This is a genomic window from Streptomyces sp. NPDC047085, from assembly GCF_040643735.1.
In the GTDB taxonomy this organism is placed as follows: Bacteria; Actinomycetota; Actinomycetes; order Streptomycetales; family Streptomycetaceae; genus Streptomyces.
The window spans coordinates 158,595-175,619 of sequence record NZ_JBEYUW010000009.1; the positions used below are offsets into that span (position 1 = coordinate 158,595).

The 17,025-nt window shown below is 71.5% G+C and carries 17 protein-coding genes; 7 read left to right on the top strand and 10 right to left on the bottom strand.

The features are described 5' to 3' along the window. The 4 genes from ABZ865_RS27780 to ABZ865_RS27795 form a co-directional block, all read right to left on the bottom strand. The gene (locus ABZ865_RS27780) at positions 1-711 is read right to left on the bottom strand and encodes an HAD family hydrolase (RefSeq protein WP_361235873.1); all 711 of its coding nucleotides are present in this window, start codon (positions 709-711) and stop codon (positions 1-3) included. 17 nt (positions 712-728) lie between these two features. Continuing rightward, positions 729-1,853: a TIGR03364 family FAD-dependent oxidoreductase gene (locus ABZ865_RS27785; protein WP_361235876.1), complete on the bottom strand. Its 1,125-nt coding sequence runs from the start codon at positions 1,851-1,853 to the stop codon at positions 729-731. Between the two features lie 187 nt (positions 1,854-2,040). After that, positions 2,041-2,796, bottom strand: a complete 756-nt coding sequence (locus ABZ865_RS27790; protein ID WP_361235880.1) for a GntR family transcriptional regulator — start codon at positions 2,794-2,796, stop codon at positions 2,041-2,043. 60 nt (positions 2,797-2,856) lie between these two features. Then, positions 2,857-3,810 (bottom strand): hypothetical protein, encoded by a 954-nt coding sequence (locus ABZ865_RS27795; RefSeq protein ID WP_361235883.1) that lies wholly within the window; start codon positions 3,808-3,810, stop codon positions 2,857-2,859. A 252-nt stretch (positions 3,811-4,062) separates the two neighbouring features. Here ABZ865_RS27795 and ABZ865_RS27800 point away from each other — a divergent pair, with 252 nt between their 5' ends. Continuing rightward, on the top strand, positions 4,063-4,470 hold the full coding sequence (locus tag ABZ865_RS27800; RefSeq protein WP_361235886.1) for a hypothetical protein: 408 nt from the start codon (positions 4,063-4,065) through the stop codon (positions 4,468-4,470). 242 nt (positions 4,471-4,712) lie between these two features. On the opposite strand, the gene ABZ865_RS27805 is transcribed toward ABZ865_RS27800, so the two are convergent. Next, positions 4,713-5,888, bottom strand: coding sequence for an ROK family transcriptional regulator (locus tag ABZ865_RS27805; RefSeq protein ID WP_361235889.1), 1,176 nt, complete (start codon positions 5,886-5,888; stop codon positions 4,713-4,715). A gap of 249 nt (positions 5,889-6,137) precedes the next feature. Here ABZ865_RS27805 and ABZ865_RS27810 point away from each other — a divergent pair, with 249 nt between their 5' ends. The 3 genes from ABZ865_RS27810 to ABZ865_RS27820 all read left to right on the top strand — a co-directional run bounded on the left by ABZ865_RS27810 (position 6,138) and on the right by ABZ865_RS27820 (position 8,687). Beyond that, positions 6,138-7,205 (top strand): Gfo/Idh/MocA family oxidoreductase, encoded by a 1,068-nt coding sequence (locus ABZ865_RS27810; protein ID WP_361235891.1) that lies wholly within the window; start codon positions 6,138-6,140, stop codon positions 7,203-7,205. After that, positions 7,205-7,705 (top strand): heme-degrading domain-containing protein, encoded by a 501-nt coding sequence (locus tag ABZ865_RS27815; RefSeq protein ID WP_361235894.1) that lies wholly within the window; start codon positions 7,205-7,207, stop codon positions 7,703-7,705. Before ABZ865_RS27810 ends, ABZ865_RS27815 begins: the two co-directional genes overlap by 1 nt. A 91-nt stretch (positions 7,706-7,796) precedes the next feature. Then, on the top strand, positions 7,797-8,687 hold the full coding sequence (locus tag ABZ865_RS27820) for an LLM class F420-dependent oxidoreductase (protein WP_361235897.1): 891 nt from the start codon (positions 7,797-7,799) through the stop codon (positions 8,685-8,687). Between the two features lie 57 nt (positions 8,688-8,744). Here the strand turns inward: ABZ865_RS27820 and ABZ865_RS27825 are convergent, their stop codons facing one another. From ABZ865_RS27825 to ABZ865_RS27840, 4 genes are all read right to left on the bottom strand, one after another. After that, positions 8,745-9,602 carry a fumarylacetoacetate hydrolase family protein gene (locus ABZ865_RS27825; RefSeq protein ID WP_361235900.1) on the bottom strand — a complete coding sequence of 286 codons (858 nt, stop codon included), beginning with the start codon at positions 9,600-9,602 and terminating at the stop codon, positions 8,745-8,747. Between the two features lie 171 nt (positions 9,603-9,773). Then, positions 9,774-10,511, bottom strand: coding sequence for a YidC/Oxa1 family membrane protein insertase (locus ABZ865_RS27830; protein WP_361235903.1), 738 nt, complete (start codon positions 10,509-10,511; stop codon positions 9,774-9,776). 195 nt (positions 10,512-10,706) lie between these two features. Further along, positions 10,707-10,991 (bottom strand): DUF6412 domain-containing protein, encoded by a 285-nt coding sequence (locus ABZ865_RS27835; RefSeq protein ID WP_361236360.1) that lies wholly within the window; start codon positions 10,989-10,991, stop codon positions 10,707-10,709. A gap of 109 nt (positions 10,992-11,100) precedes the next feature. Then, positions 11,101-11,628 carry a helix-turn-helix domain-containing protein gene (locus tag ABZ865_RS27840; RefSeq protein ID WP_361235906.1) on the bottom strand — a complete coding sequence of 176 codons (528 nt, stop codon included), beginning with the start codon at positions 11,626-11,628 and terminating at the stop codon, positions 11,101-11,103. A 68-nt stretch (positions 11,629-11,696) separates the two neighbouring features. Between ABZ865_RS27840 and ABZ865_RS27845 the strand changes: the two genes are divergently transcribed. After that, entirely contained in the window at positions 11,697-13,115 is a 1,419-nt protein-coding gene (locus ABZ865_RS27845; protein WP_361235909.1) for an MFS transporter, read from the top strand. Positions 13,116-13,192: 77 nt separating this feature from the next. Here ABZ865_RS27845 and ABZ865_RS27850 read toward each other — a convergent pair whose 3' ends face one another. Further along, the gene (locus ABZ865_RS27850) at positions 13,193-13,999 is read right to left on the bottom strand and encodes a class E sortase (protein ID WP_361236362.1); all 807 of its coding nucleotides are present in this window, start codon (positions 13,997-13,999) and stop codon (positions 13,193-13,195) included. Positions 14,000-14,179: 180 nt separating this feature from the next. Here ABZ865_RS27850 and ABZ865_RS27855 point away from each other — a divergent pair, with 180 nt between their 5' ends. Both ABZ865_RS27855 and ABZ865_RS27860 read left to right on the top strand, forming a co-directional pair. After that, entirely contained in the window at positions 14,180-15,190 is a 1,011-nt protein-coding gene (locus ABZ865_RS27855; RefSeq protein ID WP_361235912.1) for a hypothetical protein, read from the top strand. 260 nt (positions 15,191-15,450) lie between these two features. Further along, complete coding sequence (locus ABZ865_RS27860; RefSeq protein WP_361235915.1) at positions 15,451-17,004, top strand: ATP-binding protein; 1,554 nt, start codon at positions 15,451-15,453, stop codon at positions 17,002-17,004. Positions 17,005-17,025 lie beyond the last annotated feature (21 nt).

The following is a 17,025-nucleotide window of genomic DNA, read 5'->3' on the forward strand; positions in this document are numbered from 1 at the left end:
TCACCGGTCTCCGGTGAGCAGCGCGGGCAGGTCGGCGACGGAGCCGAGGACGTGGGTGGCACCGGCGGCCCGGAACTCGGCGTCCCCGTGGGCCCCGGTGCGGACGCCCGCGACCAGGCCGGCCCCCGCCCGTACCCCGCTGAGCACGTCGTAGGAGGTGTCCCCGACGACGGCGACCTGCCGGACGTCCTCGGCCGCCTTCGTCCGGACGAACGCCTCCAGCACCATGTCCGGGTACGGCCGCCCGCGCCCGCCCGCGTCGGCCGGGCACAGGGTGAGCGGGACGAGGTCCCGCCAGCCGAGGGCGGCGAGGATGGCGTCCTGGGTGACGCGGGCGAAACCGGTGGTCAGGACGACGGTACGACCGCTGCCGGCCAGTTCCTCGATGGCCTCGCGGGCGCCGGGGACCGGGGCGATCAGTCCCGCGTCGACCAGGTCGCCGTACGCCTTCTCGAAGGCGGTGTTGGCGCGCTGGGCGAGGTCCTCGGCCCCGAACAGGTGCCGGAAGACGGAGATCTTGGACTCGCCCATCGTGGCGCGGACGTAGGCGAGGTGTTCGGCGTGCCGGGGCGAGCCGGGCTCGACGCCGAGTTCGGCGGCGGCCGCCTCGAAGGCGCGCTCGACCAGGCCGCCGTCGGCGACGGTGGTGCCGGCCATGTCGAGGACGACGAGGTGGATGTCTTGGGTGTCGGCGGTCATGCCTGTGGTCATGTCGGTGGTCAACTCCCTCACCAGCCCAGTTCGTTCGCGGTGGTCTCGGCGATCGCGGGCGAGCAGGTCATGCCGCGCCCGCCGGGCCCGGTGACCAGCCACACCCCGTCGCTCACCTGCTGCCGGTGCACCACCCGACTGGTGTCGGTGCACTGCGCGTACACGCCGGCCCAGCGGCGCCGGATCCTCGGCAGCGGGCGGCCGAGGAGGGACTCGACGACCTCGGTGAGGTGGTCGTAGGGGTCCTCGACGGTGTCGAAGGCGAAGGGATGCTCGTACTCGTGGGTGTCGCCGATGGTCAGGCCGCCGTCGGCGCGCTGCACCATGAGCAGCTGCATCTTGTGCTCGGCGGCGGTCGCGGCCTGGGGTTGGCGGGTGTTCAGCTCGTCCAGCGCCGGGGAGGCGTAGGCGGGGTAGTACCGGAAGCTGTCGGCGTCCGCGACCGAGGTGGTGAGCGGCTCGCCCAGCGGTTCGGTCTGCATCATCTGGAGCCGGACGCGGCGCACGGGCAGGTCGGGCCCGGCGAGTTCGCGCACCAGTCCGCCGAGCCAGGCGCCGGTGCACAGGACGACGGCGTCCGCGTGGTGCACGTCGCCGTGGTCGTCCCGGACGGCCCCGGCACCGACCACCTCGCGCACCTCGCGCCCCGGCAGGAAGGTGTAGTTCGGGGACTTCAGCAGCTCTTCGCGCAGGGCGAGCTGGGCGGTGCGCGGCTCGACGGCGGCGTCGCGCTCGCAGTACAGGGCGGCGGTGAACTCGCCGCGCAGGGCGGGGTTGAGGGCGCGCGCCTCGCCGGGGGTCAGCAGCTTGTAGCCACGGGCGGCGGCGTCCGGCCGGGCCACGGCGGCCTCGGCGACGGCGAGTTCGAGGTCCCCGCGCACGGGGGTCAGGGAGCCGTTGGCGCGGAACCCGAGCGCGGGCACCCGCGCGCCGATCCCCTCCCACAGCTCCCGCGCCCGCAGCGCGGTCTCCAGCTCTTCCCCACCTGCGCGGCCACTGACCCAGATCTGTCCGAAGTTGCGCAGCGAGGCGCCGCGCGCCTCCGCCTCACGCTCGATCTGGACGACCTGGTGGCCGCGTTCCACTGCTTGCCAGGCGTGCATGGTGCCCACCACGCCTGCTCCGACGACTGTCACTCTCACGGCTCAAACGCTCCTCGGGGTCGGGTAACCGGAAGGGTCCGGCTGACAACGAGAGCGTGAACGACCCATCACGTTTGGGCTAGACCCGTTATCTTTCCGTGATGTGGAGCGGGTTGGGGGGTGGCGGGTGTCTGGGAGGGCTTTTGAGGGGATTTGTTGAGGCTTTTGTCGGACTTTGGGTCGACTTTCAGCCCTTGAGGTGGGTGGTGAACGAGAACCGGTCACCGCGGTACAGGGTGCGCACACGCTCCAGCGGACGACCCTCCGTGTCCCGGGACACGCGGTGGATCAGCAGCATCGGCAGGGCGGGCGGGGTGCCGATGAGCAGAGCCTCGCGGGGCGTGGCCAGCACGGTCTCGATGCGCTCGTCGGCGTCTCCGAAGGCGATGCCCTGGGCGTTCAGATAGGCGTAGAAGGAGGAGTCGGGGTCGAAGTCGCGGTCGAGGCCGGGGACGCGGTCGACGGCGACGTACGTGCTCTCCAGGCCGACCCGCTCGTCGTCGGCGAGCAGCACGCGCTCCAGGTGCCAGACGGGTTCGCCCCGAGTGAGGCCGGTCTCGGCGGCGAGGGGCTCCGGGCACGGGAAACGGTCGAGCGTGACGAGGGTACGGCCGGGGGTACGCCCCTGCCTGCGGACGCCCTCGGTGTAGCTCGCGAGGGACAACGGCTGGGCCAGCTTGGGCCCGGCGACGACGGTGCCCCGGCCCCGCCGCCGCAGGCGGCCCTCCAGCACCAGCTCCCGTACCGCCTGCCGCACGGTCTCACGGGCCACGTCGTACTGCTCGGCGAGGTCCCGTTCGGTGGGGATGAGGCTGCCCTCCCCCAGCTCCTCCAGCAGCGCGGCGATGCGCGCCTTCACCGCGTAGTACTTGGGGATGCGTCCGTGCTCGGGGATGCCGGAGCGGACGGGGGCGCCGGGGGCCTGGTCGTTCGGGTAGTCCACGGGGGGATCGTCGCAGACGGGGTGGGGGCGGCGGGCGGAAGGGGTGCGGCATGAGTTCGCTCAGCGGCGTCTGCGGGCCAGGAGGAACGCGCCACCGCCGACGGCGAGGACCGCGGATGCGGCCGCGAGCAGCCCGCGCGAGAGACCGGGGCCGGTACCGGCGAGTTCCCGGGCCCGTTCGCCGGCTTCCTGGGCGTCACGGGCGAGGGGGAGGGAGGAGTCCGGGGCGGAGCTGGAGGTGGGTGTGGGGGTGGAGGCTGAGGCGGTGGAGTTGGGGGTGGAGGAGGTATCGGCCGACCCGGTCGCCGTACCGTCCGCGTCCTCCGACGCGTTCGGCTCCTCGGTACCCCCCGTGTCCCCCGTGGCCTCCGTGTCCTCCGTCTCCTGCGCGTCTGTGTCCTGGTCGTCGCCGACGCCGAAGCGGTAGTCGTTGGACTCGCCGATCCAGTCGCCGTCCTGGCCGCGGCGCTGGACGACGGCGGCGTTGGCGGTGATGTGGTCGGGGGCGACGTCGGAGGCGAGGGAGAGTCTCAGCTTGACGGTGACCGTCTTGCCGGGCGCCACGGTGAACCCGCCGAACCCGTCCGCATCGAGCACGCCGACCAGCTCCTGCTCGTCGGTGCTCTCGAACCGTACGGGTCGGGCGCGGGAGCCGTCGTAGAAGTCCAGTTTGGGCTGGGACGGTTTCAGGGCGCGTTTGTCGTCGACGAGTACGACGACCGGATGGACATCGGTGCAGGTCTGGCGGGTGGTGTTGGTGAGGTCGATGTACCAGGTGCCGTAGTCTCCGCCGGCCTCGTAGGAAGCGGGGCCGTCGTGGATGCGGGTGGTCAAGGGGAAGGCATGGTCGCCGGGTGCGGCGCAGGAGGGGGAGGAGGGGGAGGGGGAAGCGGAGGCGGGGGCCGCGTGGGCGAGGGCCGGGGAGAGGGGGGCGAGGGCGGCGGCGGTGGCTGAGGTGGTGGCTGCGGCGAGACAGAGGGGCAGGGACAAGAGCGGAGGCGTGCGCAATCGCATAAACACATAACCCTGCTAAGTAGAGCGGGGTGTTGGAGGTGCCACTCCGTGGCGGGCGCCAAGTCCGCTCGATCGGCGGCTGCACGGCCGCGGGGAGTCATGCGGAAGCGCAGCACGGAAGCATGACCACTGCCCGCTCATCCGTTCGAGCCACGCAGACATGACACGCACAGCCTAGCTGTGACTGCCGGTTTCCGACTCGCTACGTAACGTGAAAGAGCCGGAAGTCAACCTCAACGGAAGGAACGGCAGTTGAAGCGCTCGATGGTTCTCGCTGTGGCAAGCATCCAGATCGCACTGGCGATGGGCATGGCAGCCACGGCATCTGCGGCCGACAAGAAGGACGGGCCGGACAAGCCCGGGCAGGGCACGACGACCACCTACTACGGAGATCCGGTCAACCTGACGCCGGGGGCGCACGAGACCGCGTGGGTCCAATGCCCGACGGGAACCGCTGCCACCGGCGGCGGAGGCATCACCTCGGGCGATGACGCGCATGCGACCTACCTCACGAGCTCCTACCCCACGGACTCGACGGGCGACCCTTCCTCCAACGGCAGCACCCCGACGGGCTGGACCGTCTGGGCCACGAACAACGGAAACGTGGTCGATTCGAGCGAACTGCAGGCGTACGTGGTCTGCGAGAAGAAAACCAAGTAAGGCGCCAGAGCTCGCCGACCGCGCGAGCCTGACGGGTCAAGCCCTCCGCCCGCGCGGAACCCGCGCGGGCGGAGGCGCGGCCGTGCCGGACCAGCCCGCCGGCCGCTGCAGGACCTGGTCGACGGCGTGCCGCTGCCGGTGCCCGCCCCGCACCTCAGGGTTCTGTCGCTCGTCCCGCGGATCCGCTCATACAGTCACTCACGCGAACCGTGCACCCGCAGTCCCCACGCCGGCGGACGCCCTCAGCTCCCCGCCCGCCCGAACACCGGCGCCAGCAGCAACTGCGCGGCCCCCTCCGCCACCCCCCGCTCTCCGCCCGGCGCCACCCGCACAGGCACCGTCTCCCCGGGCAGTCCCTCCCGCCGCGCCCGGGCCGCGAGCACCTCGGCGACCCCATGGACGTAGGCCTCCGGCGCCGAGGCGATCGTGCGGCCCCCGAGCAGTACGAGGTCGATGTCGAGCAGGCCGACCAGATTCCCGGCGCCCACCCCGAGCACCCGCGCCGCCTCCTCGGCCTCGCCCCGGGCCACCGCCGCCAGACACAGCGCCTCCATGCAGCCCCGGTCACCGCACTCGCACGGCGGCCCGTCCAACTGAATCACCTGGTGGCCGAACTCCCCGGCCCCGGTCCGCGTCCCCCGATGCACACGTCCGCCGATGACCAGGCCCGCCCCCAGCCCCGTACCGAGGTGGAGGTAGGCGAAGGACCCGCCCTCACCACGCACCGACAGCCCGAGCGCCGCCGCGTTCGTGTCCTTGTCCACCACGACCGGCACCCCGAGCCGCTCGGCGAGCGCGTCCCGCAGCGGAAACCCTTCCCACTCCGGGAACCCGGTGACCCGGTGCAGCACGCCCCGGGCATGGTCGAGCGGACCGGGCAGAGCGACCCCGACCCCGAGCAGCGATCCGAACTCCCCAAGCTCCCGACCGCCGTCGCCCTCGTCCTCGCGGCGGTCCTCGCCCTCGTCCTCGTCCCCGCGGCGGTCCTCACCCCCGCCCCGGCTCCCGAGCACCTCCTCCACGAGCCCGGTCACCTCCCCGGCGACCAGCCCCAGTACGGTCTCGGCGTCGCCGCCCAGGTCGACGACACCGCGCCGCTCCCCCACGACCGCGCCGTCCAGGTCGACCAGCACGACCCGCAGCTCGTCCCGGTCCAGATGCACCCCCACCGCATGCCCGGCCTCCGGCACCAGCCGCAGCACGGTGCGCGGCTTGCCGCCGGTGGACGCCCTGCGGCCGGCCTCCGCCGCGAACCCCTCCTCCCGCAGCCGCGCGGTGATCTTGCTGACGGCCTGCGGGGTCAGCCCGGTCCGCTCGGCCAGTTCCAGCCGGCTGATCCCCTCCGCCCCGGCGCCGCGCAGCAGATCGAGCACGAGCGCGGTGTTGTGCGACCGCACCGCGAGCAGATTCGCGCCCACCGGGCCGCTGCTCTGCCCCGGCTGCCGTCCCGCATGCCGCCCCGGCTGCCGCCCGGCATGCTTCCCGGCCTGCCGACCCACCTGGTCAGGCTGGCCGACCTGACCGGCCTGGCCAGGCTGACCCGCTTGGGCCGCTTGGGCCGTCCGGCCCGCCTGGCCCGCCCGACCGCTCCCGCTCTTCGTCCTGTTCACGCCACCCATTCTCCCCGCCGCTTGCACTTTGGCAACAGCGTTGCGAAAGTAGGACGCATGACTGGTACCCCCCTCCGCGTCGGCCTGGTCGGCTACGGCCTCGCAGGCTCCGTCTTCCACGCCCCGCTGATCGCCGCGACCGAGGGCCTGGCCCTGGACACGGTGGTCACCTCGAGCCCCGAGCGGCAGGAGCAGGCCCGCGCCGAGCACCCGGACGTCCGCGTCGCCGGCACCGCCGAGGAGCTGTTCGGCCGCGCCGACGAGCTGAACCTGATCGTCATCGCGTCCCCGAACAAGACGCACGTCCCGCTCGCCACCGCCGCGCTGAAGGCGGGTCTGCCGGTCGTGGTCGACAAGCCGGTCGCCGGTACCGCGGCCGAGGCACGCGAGCTGGCCGCCCTCGCCGAGGAGCGGGGCCTGCTGCTGTCGGTCTTCCAGAACCGCCGCTGGGACAACGACTTCCTGACCCTGCGCGCCCTGCAGGACAAGGGCGAACTGGGCGACGTCTGGCGCTTCGAGTCCCGCTTCGAGCGCTGGCGCCCGCAGCCGAAGGGCGGCTGGCGCGAGTCCGGCGACCCGGCGGAGATCGGGGGTCTGCTCTACGACCTCGGCAGCCATGTCGTCGACCAGGCCCTGGTCCTGTTCGGCCCGGTCACCGAGGTGTACGCCGAGACGGACATCCGCCGCCCCGGCGCCGAGACGGACGACGACACCTTCATCGCCCTCACCCACGCGAACGGCGTCCGCTCCCACCTCTACGTCTCCGCCACCACGGCCCAGCTCGGCCCGCGCTTCCGGGTCCTCGGCTCGCAGGCGGGCTATGTGAAGTACGGCCTCGACCCGCAGGAGGCCGCCCTCAGGGAAGGCCTGCGACCGGGCCCCGCCTGGGGTGTCGAGCCCGAGTCCCTGTGGGGCCGGATCGGCTCCGGCGAGTCTCCGCTGACGGGCGGCGGCCGCCCCGTACCGACCCTCCCCGGCGACTACCCCGCCTACTACGCGGCCGTGGCCGCGGCCCTGACCGGCGCCGGCCCCAATCCGGTGACCGCCCACGAGGCGGCCGCCGCACTCGACGTACTGGAAGCGGCCCGGCGCTCCGCCCACGACAAGGTGACGGTGACCCTCTGATGCACCACCCGCAGATCACCCCGAAGTTCGCCCCCGAGATCACCCCGAGTGTGGAGGAGCTGGAGGCACAGGAACGCCGCCTGGTCTTCCGGCAGTTCACGTACGACGACGCCTGGGCCCTCGGCTCCCTCCTGGTCGAGCTGGCCCTGGAGCGCCAGGCCCCCGTCGCCATCGACATCCACCGCGCCGGCCAGCAGCTCTTCCACGCGGCCCTGCCCGGCTCCACCCCGGACAACGACGCCTGGATCGCCCGCAAGCGCCGCGTGGTGGAGCGGTACGGCGCCGCCTCCTACCTGGTCGGCGCCCGCTTCCGCGCCAAGGGCACGACCTTCGAGGAGTCCTCCCGCCTCGACCCGGACACCTACGCGGCGCACGGCGGTTCGTTCCCGATCAACGTCGAGAACGTGGGCGTCATCGGCGCGGTGACCGTCTCCGGCCTGCCCCAGCTGCAGGACCACAAGTTCGTGGTGGAGGCGCTGGAGCAGTTCCTGGGCGAGTAGCCCGTCCGCGGGATTACCGCGCGGCTCCCTCCGGTTGGGACCGATGTGCCGAACGATCATGGCACGACACCCACCGGAGGGAAGGAACGCGATGACCAGCGCACACTCCGTCAAGGACGCCCGCTCCGTCAAGGAGAGCATCGGCCGGTACGGCGTCTGGAGCGTGGGGCTCCGCTCGGAGGACCCGGCTCGGCGCGGCGACATCGCCGAGGCCGCCGCGGAACTGGAACAGCTCGGGTTCGGAGCCGCCTGGCTGGGCGGCAGCAGCGCCGCCCGGCACGCCGCCCCGCTCCTCGAAGCGACGTCCCGGCTGACCGTCGGCACGAGCATCCAGAGCATCTGGCAGTACGAGGCCGACACGAGCGCCGCCGCCTTCGCCGAGGTGGACGCGGCCCACCCCGGCCGCTTCCTGCTCGGCCTCGGCGTGAGCCACGCCAAGCTCGCGGACCAGTACCGCCGCCCGTACTCGGCGCTGGTCGCCTACCTGGACGCGCTGGACGCGGCCGGTGTCCCGGCCGAGCGCCGGGTGCTCGCGGCCCTCGGCCCGAAGACCCTGGAACTGTCCCGGGACCGGGCGGCCGGCGCGATCCCCTACCTCGTCACACCGGAGCACACCGCCCGGGCCCGCGAGATCCTGGGCGAAGAGCCGCTGCTGGCCCCGGAGTTCGGGGTCGTCTGGGAGAGCGACCCGGCCCGCGCCCGCTCCCTGGCCCGCGACCACTTCGCCATGTACCTCACGCTCCCCAACTACACCAACAGCCTCCTGCGGCTCGGCTACACCGAGGACGACCTCGCCGCCGGCGGCAGCGACCGCCTGGTCGACGCGCTGTACGCCTGGGGCGACGAGGACCGGATCCGGGACCGCATCAACGCCTTCCACGACGCGGGCGCGGACCACGTGGCCCTCCAAGTGGTCGACGGCGGCACCCGCGACGACCTGCCCCGCGAAACCTGGAGGAAGCTCGCTTCCGTACTGCGGTAAGCGGTCCCACCCACGGGGCGCGGGGCAGCTCCCCACCCTTTAGGCGCTCTTCACCGCTCAGGCAGACTTCAGCTCCTGCCGCTGCCGCCCCAGCCCCTCGATCTCCAGCTCCACCACATCCCCGGCCCGCAGGTACGGCTTCGGCTCGGGCTGTCCCATGGCGACCCCGGCCGGCGTACCGGTGTTGATGACGTCACCGGGGTACAGGGTCATGAACTGGCTGACGTAGCGGACCACTTCGGCCACCGGGAAGATCTGGTCGGCGGTGCTCCCGTCCTGCTTCAGCTCCCCGTTGACCCACAGCCTGAGCGGCAGAGCCTGCGGGTCGGCGATCTCGTCGGCGGTCACCAGCCAGGGTCCCAGCGGGTTGAACGTCTCGCAGTTCTTGCCCTTGTCCCAGGTCCCGCCCCGCTCGATCTGGAACTCCCGCTCGGACACGTCGTGCGCCACCGTGTACCCGGCGACATGCGCGAGCGCCTCCTCGGCCGACTCCAGGTAGCGGGCCGTACGTCCGATGACGACGGCCAGCTCGACCTCCCAGTCGGTCTTCACCGAGCCGCGCGGCACGAGCACGGTGTCGTGGGGCCCGACGACCGTGTCCGGCGCTTTGAAGAAGACGACCGGCTCGGCGGGCGGCTCGGCCCCGGTCTCGCGGGCGTGGTCGTGGTAGTTGAGCCCGATGCACACGATCTTGCCGATCCGGCCGAGCGGGGGCCCGATCCTGAGGCCCGCCGCGTCCAGCGCGGGCAGTTCGCCGGCCTCGGCCGCCGCCCGTACCCGGCCGAGCGCGGCGCCGTCGGCGAGCAGCGCGCCGTCGATGTCGTCCACGAGGCCCGACAGGTCCCGCAGGGTCCCCTCGGCGTCGAGCAGCGCGGGGCGCTCCGCACCGGCCGTACCGACTCGCAGCAGCTTCATGGTCACAATCTCCCTCGATCGCGGGGGCGCCCCGGCCGATGGGTGCGGCCACCGGAGGACTTGGCCGATCCTCCAAGGGCACGGTCCACTCCGCAAGACCATGTTCACGTACTGGACCGTAACCCGGGCACCCCTGGACGATCCGGGCACCCGGGGCCTCCGGGAAGCCGCTCAGCGGTACAGCACGGCCCGCTCCACCGCACTCCACGCCGTGCTGGTGACGACATAGAGGGCGGCCGCGAGCGGCACCACCGCGACGGTGACGAGCGTGAAGAAGGACATGAACGGCATGACCTTGTTGACCGCGCCGAGCCCCGGCAGCTGCCCCTGCCCCTGCCCTTGCCCCTCCCCGTCACCGGCCCCGAGGGTGACCGGGTTCGCGGCCATCATCCGCTTGGTGCGCAGGAAGTTGAAGGTGGCGACGGCCGCGACAAGGACGAAGAGGCCGAGGTAGACGAGCCCGGCGGCCCCGAACATTCCCTCGCCGGCGAGGGCGTCGGTCCAGCGGCCGCCGAGCGGCGCGGCGAACAGCGAGTGCGTGAGCAGCTCGTTGGCCTCGCCGCCGATCGAGGTGTTGGAGAAGAGGTGGTAGAGGAGGAAGAACGCGGGCAGTTGGAGCAGGCTGGGCAGGCAGCCGGAGAGCGGCGAGACCTTTTCCTCGGTGTGCAACTCCAGCACCGCCTTCTGCAGCCGCTCGGGATCCTTGGCGTGCTTCTTGCGCAGCTCGGCGATCTTCGGCTGCAGTGCGGTCCGGGCCCGCTGACCGCGGGCGGCGGCCCGGGACAGGGGATGCACGAGCAGTCGTACGAGCGCGGTGAACAAGACGATCGCGGCGGCCGCGGCGGACGCGTGGAACAGCGGCGTGAGCAGGTCGGCGAGCTGCTCGACCAGGTGGGCGAAGACGGACAAGGGTGGACCCTCCGTGACGGGGTGTGTCGTCGTGCGTGCCGGTGCGACCGGATGGCCGGATCCAGGAGATGCCTGGACCGGGGAGGGCCGGACCGGAGATGGCATGGCGGCATGACGACCCGCGCGGGGGCCACGTGATCACGCGATCACGCGCTCACGTGCTCACGTGAGGGAGCGGAGATCGGTCGGGATGCCCTACGCGCAGGTCGTCGCGAGGGCGTGTCCGGGTGCCCGGGGCCGGGGGCGTCCGGAGGCGTCGGGATCGCGCTGGGGCAGGAAGGCCGTACGTCTGGCCCGGTCGCGTATCGCCGTACGGACGCGGGTGGGCGGGACGGCGGGTGCGCAGCGGGAGATGACGAGCGAACAGACGGTGAGCGCGGACCCTGCGGCGGCGGTCGCGGCGAGCGCGACGGTGGTGGAGAGGCTGCCGGTGTCGAGGAGCACGGCCTGGAGCAGGAGCAGGTTCACCAGGACGAGCATCAGGGCGACGGGACGCGCGACGCCGACACGACTACGCACCACGACTCACCCCCCATCCCGCTGACCTGTGCTTCTCCCGCACTTCGGCCGCGCTGCTTCTGTCTCTCGGTTATACCTGATCGATCTCCAGGGGCTCCAGGAGCCTCTTCGGCTTGAGCAGCGCCCTGCTGACCGGATCCGCTGGGTCGGGATCGAGTCCCGGGCCCGGCACCATGACAACGTCCGGAGCCGCCACGAAGGTTCCGCACGCGGGACATTCGCCGTGCGAGCCGATCTCAGTACCGCAGTCCGCGTGCTGAAAGAACCGCAGATGGGCCTCCTCGATGTTGTCGCGGCTCCACCGCCCGAGGGCCCGCAGCACCGGCCACAGCGCGATGCCGCGCTCGGTGACGACGTACTCGTCACGCGGCGGCGACTCCTGGTACCGGCGCTTCACGAGGATCCCCTCCTCGGTGAGCGTCTTCAGCCGGGCGGACAGGACGGCGCGTGGGATGCCGAGGTGGACGAGGAAGTCGTTGTAGCGCCGGACGCCGTAGAGCGCGTCGCGGACGATCAGGAGCGTCCACCGCTCGCCGACGACCTCGAGCGCGCGGGCGACCGAGCATTCCTGCGTCACGTAGTCCTTACCCAGTGCCATGCCGTCCACTGTAACCATTTTCCGGCTATCAGTTCAATGAACGAACCGACAGGTGTACGGTACGAGGCATGACCAAGTTCAGTGAACGAACCCTCTCCGCGCAGCAGGCCACCGCGACCGCCAAGGCCGCACCGGCCTCCTCCGCCCCCGCCCCCGCAGGCCATCCCCGCGCCACCCTGGCCCTGACCAGCGCGGTGACGGCCGTGACCTTGATGACGTACACCGCCCCGATGGTCACGCTCCCGGACACTGCCGCCGCCCTGCACACCCCGCTCTCCGCCCAGGCCTGGCTGCTGAACGGCACCCCGCTGGGCCTGGCCGCCCTGCTGCTGGTCGCCGGCAGCCTGGCCGACGACTACGGCCGCCGCCGCGTCTTCCTCGCCGGCACGCTGGCCCTCGGCGTGACCACGGCCCTCGGCGGCCTGACCACCTCGACCTGGCTCTTCACCCTCGCCCGCATCGCGCAGGGCGCGGCGAGCGCGGCGATCCTGGCGAGCAGTCTGGGCCTGATCGTGGCGGCGTTCCCCTCCCCGCGCGGCCGGCTGCACGCGACCGGCGTGTGGGGCGCGTTCGTGAGCGGCGGCATCGCGGCGGGCCCGCTGGTCGCCGGCGCGATGCCGTCCTGGCGGGTGGCGTACGGCGTCCTGGGCGCGGCGGCACTGCTGCTGGCGGCCCTGGGTGTCCGGGCCCTGCGGGAGTCGAAGGCGCCTCGGGGCGGACGCCCCGACATCCTCGGCGCGCTGACGTTCGGCGCGGCGCTGGTGGCCCTGGTCGCGGCGCTCACCCTGGGCCGGGACGGCTGGCTACGGGCACCGGTGGGCCTGCTGCTGGCGGCCACCGTGGTCCTGTTGACCCTGTTCACACTCGTCGAACACCGCTCCCGCACCCCCATGATCGACCTCTCCCTCCTCCGCCACCCCCGCTTCCTGGCCTCCTCGGCCGGCGGCCTCTTCACCGGCCTGACGGTGATCGGCTTCTTCAGCTACCTCTCCCCCCTGCTGCAGCAGGCCCGGCACATGTCGGCGATCAACACGGCCTGGCTGCTCCTCCTCTGGTCCGGCCTGTCCTTCACGGTGGCCCTCCAGGCGAAGCGCCTGGCCGGCCGGGTCAGCCCCCGATGGCAACTGGCCCTGGGCTTCCTCCTCCACGCCGCGGGCACGCTGACCATGCTGGGCTCGATCGGCGCGGACTCCTGGACCCGGCTCCTGCCCGGCCTCGTCATCGGAGGCGTGGGCAGCGGCCTCCTCAACGCCGCACTCCCCCTCGTGGCAGTGGAATCCGTCCCGCCCGCCCGCGCCGCAATGGGCTCCGGCGCCCAGCAGACCTTCCGCTACATCGGCTCCTGCGCGGGCGTGGCCCTCACGATCGCCCTCGTCACGTCGTCCGGCGGCGGCCTGGCCCGCGGGGCGGACGTCGCGATGGTGGTGTCGGCGGGACTGGCCGTGCTCGGAGCGGCGGCCGTAGGCCTGCTGCGGGAGCGGGGCTGAGCCGGCCCGGGCGAAACGACAGGCACCCCTCTGGCCGGGGGCCGGGGGCTACCCCCTCCCTGGCCGGGGGCCGGGAACTACCCCCTGGGCCGCATCGACACCAACTTCCCCCACACCACCATCCGGTACCGCGAGGTGAACTCCGGCGTACAGGTGGTCAGGGTGATGTAGTACCCCGGCTCGTCGTACCCGTAGCCCGCCCTGACGACCGAGCGCGGTACCGGTCGCACCACCCCCGAATCCCGGGCGGACGTGTGCGGCAGGATCTTGTCGACCGCATACGTGTACACCGCCCCCTTCGTCTCCACCTGGACGGTGTCCTCGCGGCGCAGCCTCGGCAGATACCGGAACGGCTCACCATGCGTGTTCCGATGCCCGGCCACCGCGAAGTTCCCCGCCTGGCCGGGCTGCTGCGTCCCGGGGTAATGCCCGACGTACCCCTTGTTGAGCACGTCCGCCTTGCTCACACCCTCGGCAACCGGGACACGGAGGTGCAACCGGGGGATGGTGAGGATGGCGTAGGCCTGGGAGAACCGAGGCGGACCGGACCCGATGACAACAGAGCGAGAGCCGTACGACGACTGCCCCCGCGCCCGCTCGGGAGCGGCGGACCCCGCAGACGGCGACGAAACGGAACCGGAAGGCGCCGCATCCCCACCTACAGATCCACCCCCACCCCCGCCCTTTCCCTCCCCCCACTCCTCCTCCAGCGCCTCCACCTTCCGCTCGGCGCCCCGCCGAGCCTCCCGGTTCGTCCACCACAGCTGATGCACGACGAGCAGCATCACCACCACACCAACGGTGACGAGCACCTCACCCCCGCCCCACACCCCGCGCCGCCACCTGGCCCGCCTCCGCCGATCACGGTGCCGCACGACCCGCATCATCCGTACACCCGCCTCTCCAGAAGCCGCCCGCACGATAAGGGCGCGGGCTTCAACTGGCCATACACAAAAGGCCGATCGCGACAGCGACCCTCTTTCCGCCCCGGCGGCCGAACCGACGACCACCGATGACCAGCACGTACTCCACCTCCGTCACTGGTCGGCAGTACCGTGTCCCCCATGCGCCCCGACACGCCTGCCGAGAACGTCGACCACACCGCCGAAGCGGCACGCCTGGAGCGGACCGCCGGCCTGTATCCGGAGGACGCCGAGGCCCTCCTGCTGCGCGCCGCCGCCCACCTGGAACTCTCCGGCGACCGCCCCGCCGCGACCGCGCTCTACGACCGCCTGCTGTCCGACCCCGCCGCGCTGGAGCACCCCCACCTCGTCCGCGCCCTGAAGGCCTCGAATCTCTGGGAGTACGACCACGAGGCCGAAGCGCGAGCCATCATCGACGGCATCCGCACCGCGGCCCCCCGCGACCCGGCCCCCTGGGTGATCGTCGCGGAGTCCCTGGAGGCCCACGACGAGCTGGAAGCAGCGGCGGAGACGTTCACTCAGGCGGCGAGGCTGCTGCTGACGGACGCAACGGAAGCCCCGTACCCCACCCACCCCCTCCTCTACGGCCGCCACCGCGTCCGCCGCATGCTGGGCCTGCCCCACGACGACTGGGACACCCTGGCGGACTCCCTCCACACGTCCCCCGTATCCCTGGACGAACTCCACGACCCCAAGCGCGTCTGGTCCCTCGGCTCGAACAACCCGGCGGAACTGCAGGCCGAGATCTCCCGCCTCCGCGCCGAACTCGGCGCCTACCGCGAAGCCCTCTCCCGCCCCTTCCCCGTCGCCGTCCTCCACTGGCCGGCCCCCGAACTGGCCGAACTCCTCTCGGCGTACCCGACCCTCTCCACGGAATACCCCTCCCACGAGGAACACCTCGCGACCATAGAGTCCTCGCTGCGCGAACTCTCCTCCTCCGGCACCCCCAACCTCGGCATCGTCACCGGCACGGTCCCCTCCTACGAGGCCTTCGCGGCCTCGGAGGGCTCATCCCCGGCAGACGTGACCCTGCTCCCGCAGTACGCGACGACACTGGCGGCGCGGGGACGGGCTGTGGCTTGGCCGCCGCAGAGGGGGGTGGAGTGTTGGTGTAAGTCCGCCCAGCCTTACGAGAGGTGCCACGGATCGTAACCGCGAGCCCAACCGCCAAGGGGCACCGCATACCGCCTTCCCGGGACCACCCTTGCCGTGCTCGTGCAGCCGGGCACAAGGGCGGTCTGGGGACCCGACGAGATTGGCATGCCGAAGCCCCCTATCTGATAAGGGACTTATCGCCCTGCTTCGGCATTCACCTCCCCCTATGTCCAACCTTTGCAGTATCGTCACATCGGAACCGTTGTAAGGGGCTGCTAGTTACGGAGCATGCCCTGACCTGTGCATCCTGAGGAAACATGGCCTACAAGCCCGGCGCCGAGTGGCAGTACGACGTCCCGACAACCGGCAGCACACACCTGCCGCCAGATGCGGGTTACGGCAGGGCTCTGACCAATCAGGGCTACGGCTTCGAGGTCGCCGTTGCGGACCTCATCGACAACTCCATCGACGCGGGCGCCGACACGATCGTCGTGCACTTCCTGCGTGATGCCGGCCGCATCCTCACCCTCCTGATCATCGACAACGGCACAGGTATGGATGAAGAAGGCTTGGACTCGGCGATGACCGTAGGGCGCCGCCGTGCCTACGGCGAAAACGCCCTTGGCATGTACGGCACGGGGCTGAAGGCCGCTTCACTGTCCCACGCGTCCTCACTAACCGTCGTCAGCCGCACGAAGCGAAGCCGTGCGGCAGGACGCCGCCTCACGGCTGAGGGCATAGAAGACAGCTTCCGCTGCGACACGGTCGATCCGCGCTATGCGCAGGATCTCGTGGACCGTTATGACGGAATCATCGAATGGCACGGCACCATCGTGCGGTGGGACGGCGTTCGCGCCTTCGAAACAGTCGCTCGGGGCCAGAGCGACCAGTTCCTGTCCAAGGCGATATCCCGCCTCGAGACCCATCTCGGCCTCTACCTTCACCGCTATCTGCAACGCGGCCTCAAGCTCGACATCGCCGTATGGGACGTGACCAGCGGAGAGGACGGCCTCGGCGAGGAGGTGGACCACATCGCCGTGGAGGCCCTCGATCCCTTCGGCTACAAGGTGCCTGGCAAAGCCGGCTACCCACGCGAGTTCACGGCCCCCGTAGAAGGCCTTGGGGACGTGCGGCTGACTGCCCACATCTGGCCAGCCAAGTCCAAGCTGGCGGGCTTCCGGCAGATCGGCGCGCTCACTGAGAGACAGGGTTTCTACTTCTACAGGAACGACCGCCTGGTACAGGCCGGCGGATGGAACGGCCTGCGCAACCCCGAGGGGCACCTCGTTCTCGCACGGGTCGTGGTCGATCTCCCTACTGCCGACAACAACGTCCTGAGCCTCGACGTGAAGAAGGAACGCGTCACCGTCACCCCCGCATTCACGCTTGGCGTGGAGAAGGCGACCGACTTTGCGGGGCACACCTTCCACGCGTACCTTTCTGACGCGGAGACGGCCTACAGGGATGGCTCAAGACGCAGCGAAATCGTCCGCAAGCCGGTGACTCCTCCCGGCAAGGGCATCGACCCGAAGATCAAGCGAGTGGTCAAGGAGGAGCTGCCCGAGAAGCATGGCGAAGAGCCCATCAGCTTCACGTGGGATGCGCTTCCCCCTGACCAGTTCTTCACCCTGGACCGCGAACACAACGCTGTCATCCTGAACAGGAGCTACCGCGAGGACTTCAATGACGGACGGCGGGGCGGCGCAAATGACGCACCCGTCACAAAGACCTTGCTGTACCTGCTCCTTGAGGACTGCTTCGGGCTTGGACGCTGGGAGCGTGGCCGCCAGGACCGGGTGGACTACTGGAACACCATCCTCCTGGCGTCGGCGGAAGCGCAGCGCGCGCGGCGTGCGCAAGCGCTCTCCTGACGCAGCGCAGCTACTCCCAGT

What these genes read in the sequence shown, in the direction of transcription:
- ABZ865_RS27820 (WP_361235897.1), top strand. Translation starts at nt 7,797, where the DNA reads ATGACCAGCGCACACTCCGTCAAGGACGCCCGCTCCGTCAAGGAGAGC.
- ABZ865_RS27855 (WP_361235912.1), top strand. Translation starts at nt 14,180, where the DNA reads ATGCGCCCCGACACGCCTGCCGAGAACGTCGACCACACCGCCGAAGCG.
- ABZ865_RS27835 (WP_361236360.1), bottom strand. Translation starts at nt 10,991, where the DNA reads ATGCTCGTCCTGGTGAACCTGCTCCTGCTCCAGGCCGTGCTCCTCGAC.
- ABZ865_RS27815 (WP_361235894.1), top strand. Translation starts at nt 7,205, where the DNA reads ATGCACCACCCGCAGATCACCCCGAAGTTCGCCCCCGAGATCACCCCG.
- ABZ865_RS27850 (WP_361236362.1), bottom strand. Translation starts at nt 13,999, where the DNA reads ATGCGGGTCGTGCGGCACCGTGATCGGCGGAGGCGGGCCAGGTGGCGG.
- ABZ865_RS27840 (WP_361235906.1), bottom strand. Translation starts at nt 11,628, where the DNA reads ATGGCACTGGGTAAGGACTACGTGACGCAGGAATGCTCGGTCGCCCGC.
- ABZ865_RS27810 (WP_361235891.1), top strand. Translation starts at nt 6,138, where the DNA reads ATGACTGGTACCCCCCTCCGCGTCGGCCTGGTCGGCTACGGCCTCGCA.
- ABZ865_RS27780 (WP_361235873.1), bottom strand. Translation starts at nt 711, where the DNA reads ATGACCACAGGCATGACCGCCGACACCCAAGACATCCACCTCGTCGTC.
- ABZ865_RS27860 (WP_361235915.1), top strand. Translation starts at nt 15,451, where the DNA reads ATGGCCTACAAGCCCGGCGCCGAGTGGCAGTACGACGTCCCGACAACC.
- ABZ865_RS27825 (WP_361235900.1), bottom strand. Translation starts at nt 9,602, where the DNA reads ATGAAGCTGCTGCGAGTCGGTACGGCCGGTGCGGAGCGCCCCGCGCTG.
- ABZ865_RS27795 (WP_361235883.1), bottom strand. Translation starts at nt 3,810, where the DNA reads ATGCGATTGCGCACGCCTCCGCTCTTGTCCCTGCCCCTCTGTCTCGCC.
- ABZ865_RS27845 (WP_361235909.1), top strand. Translation starts at nt 11,697, where the DNA reads ATGACCAAGTTCAGTGAACGAACCCTCTCCGCGCAGCAGGCCACCGCG.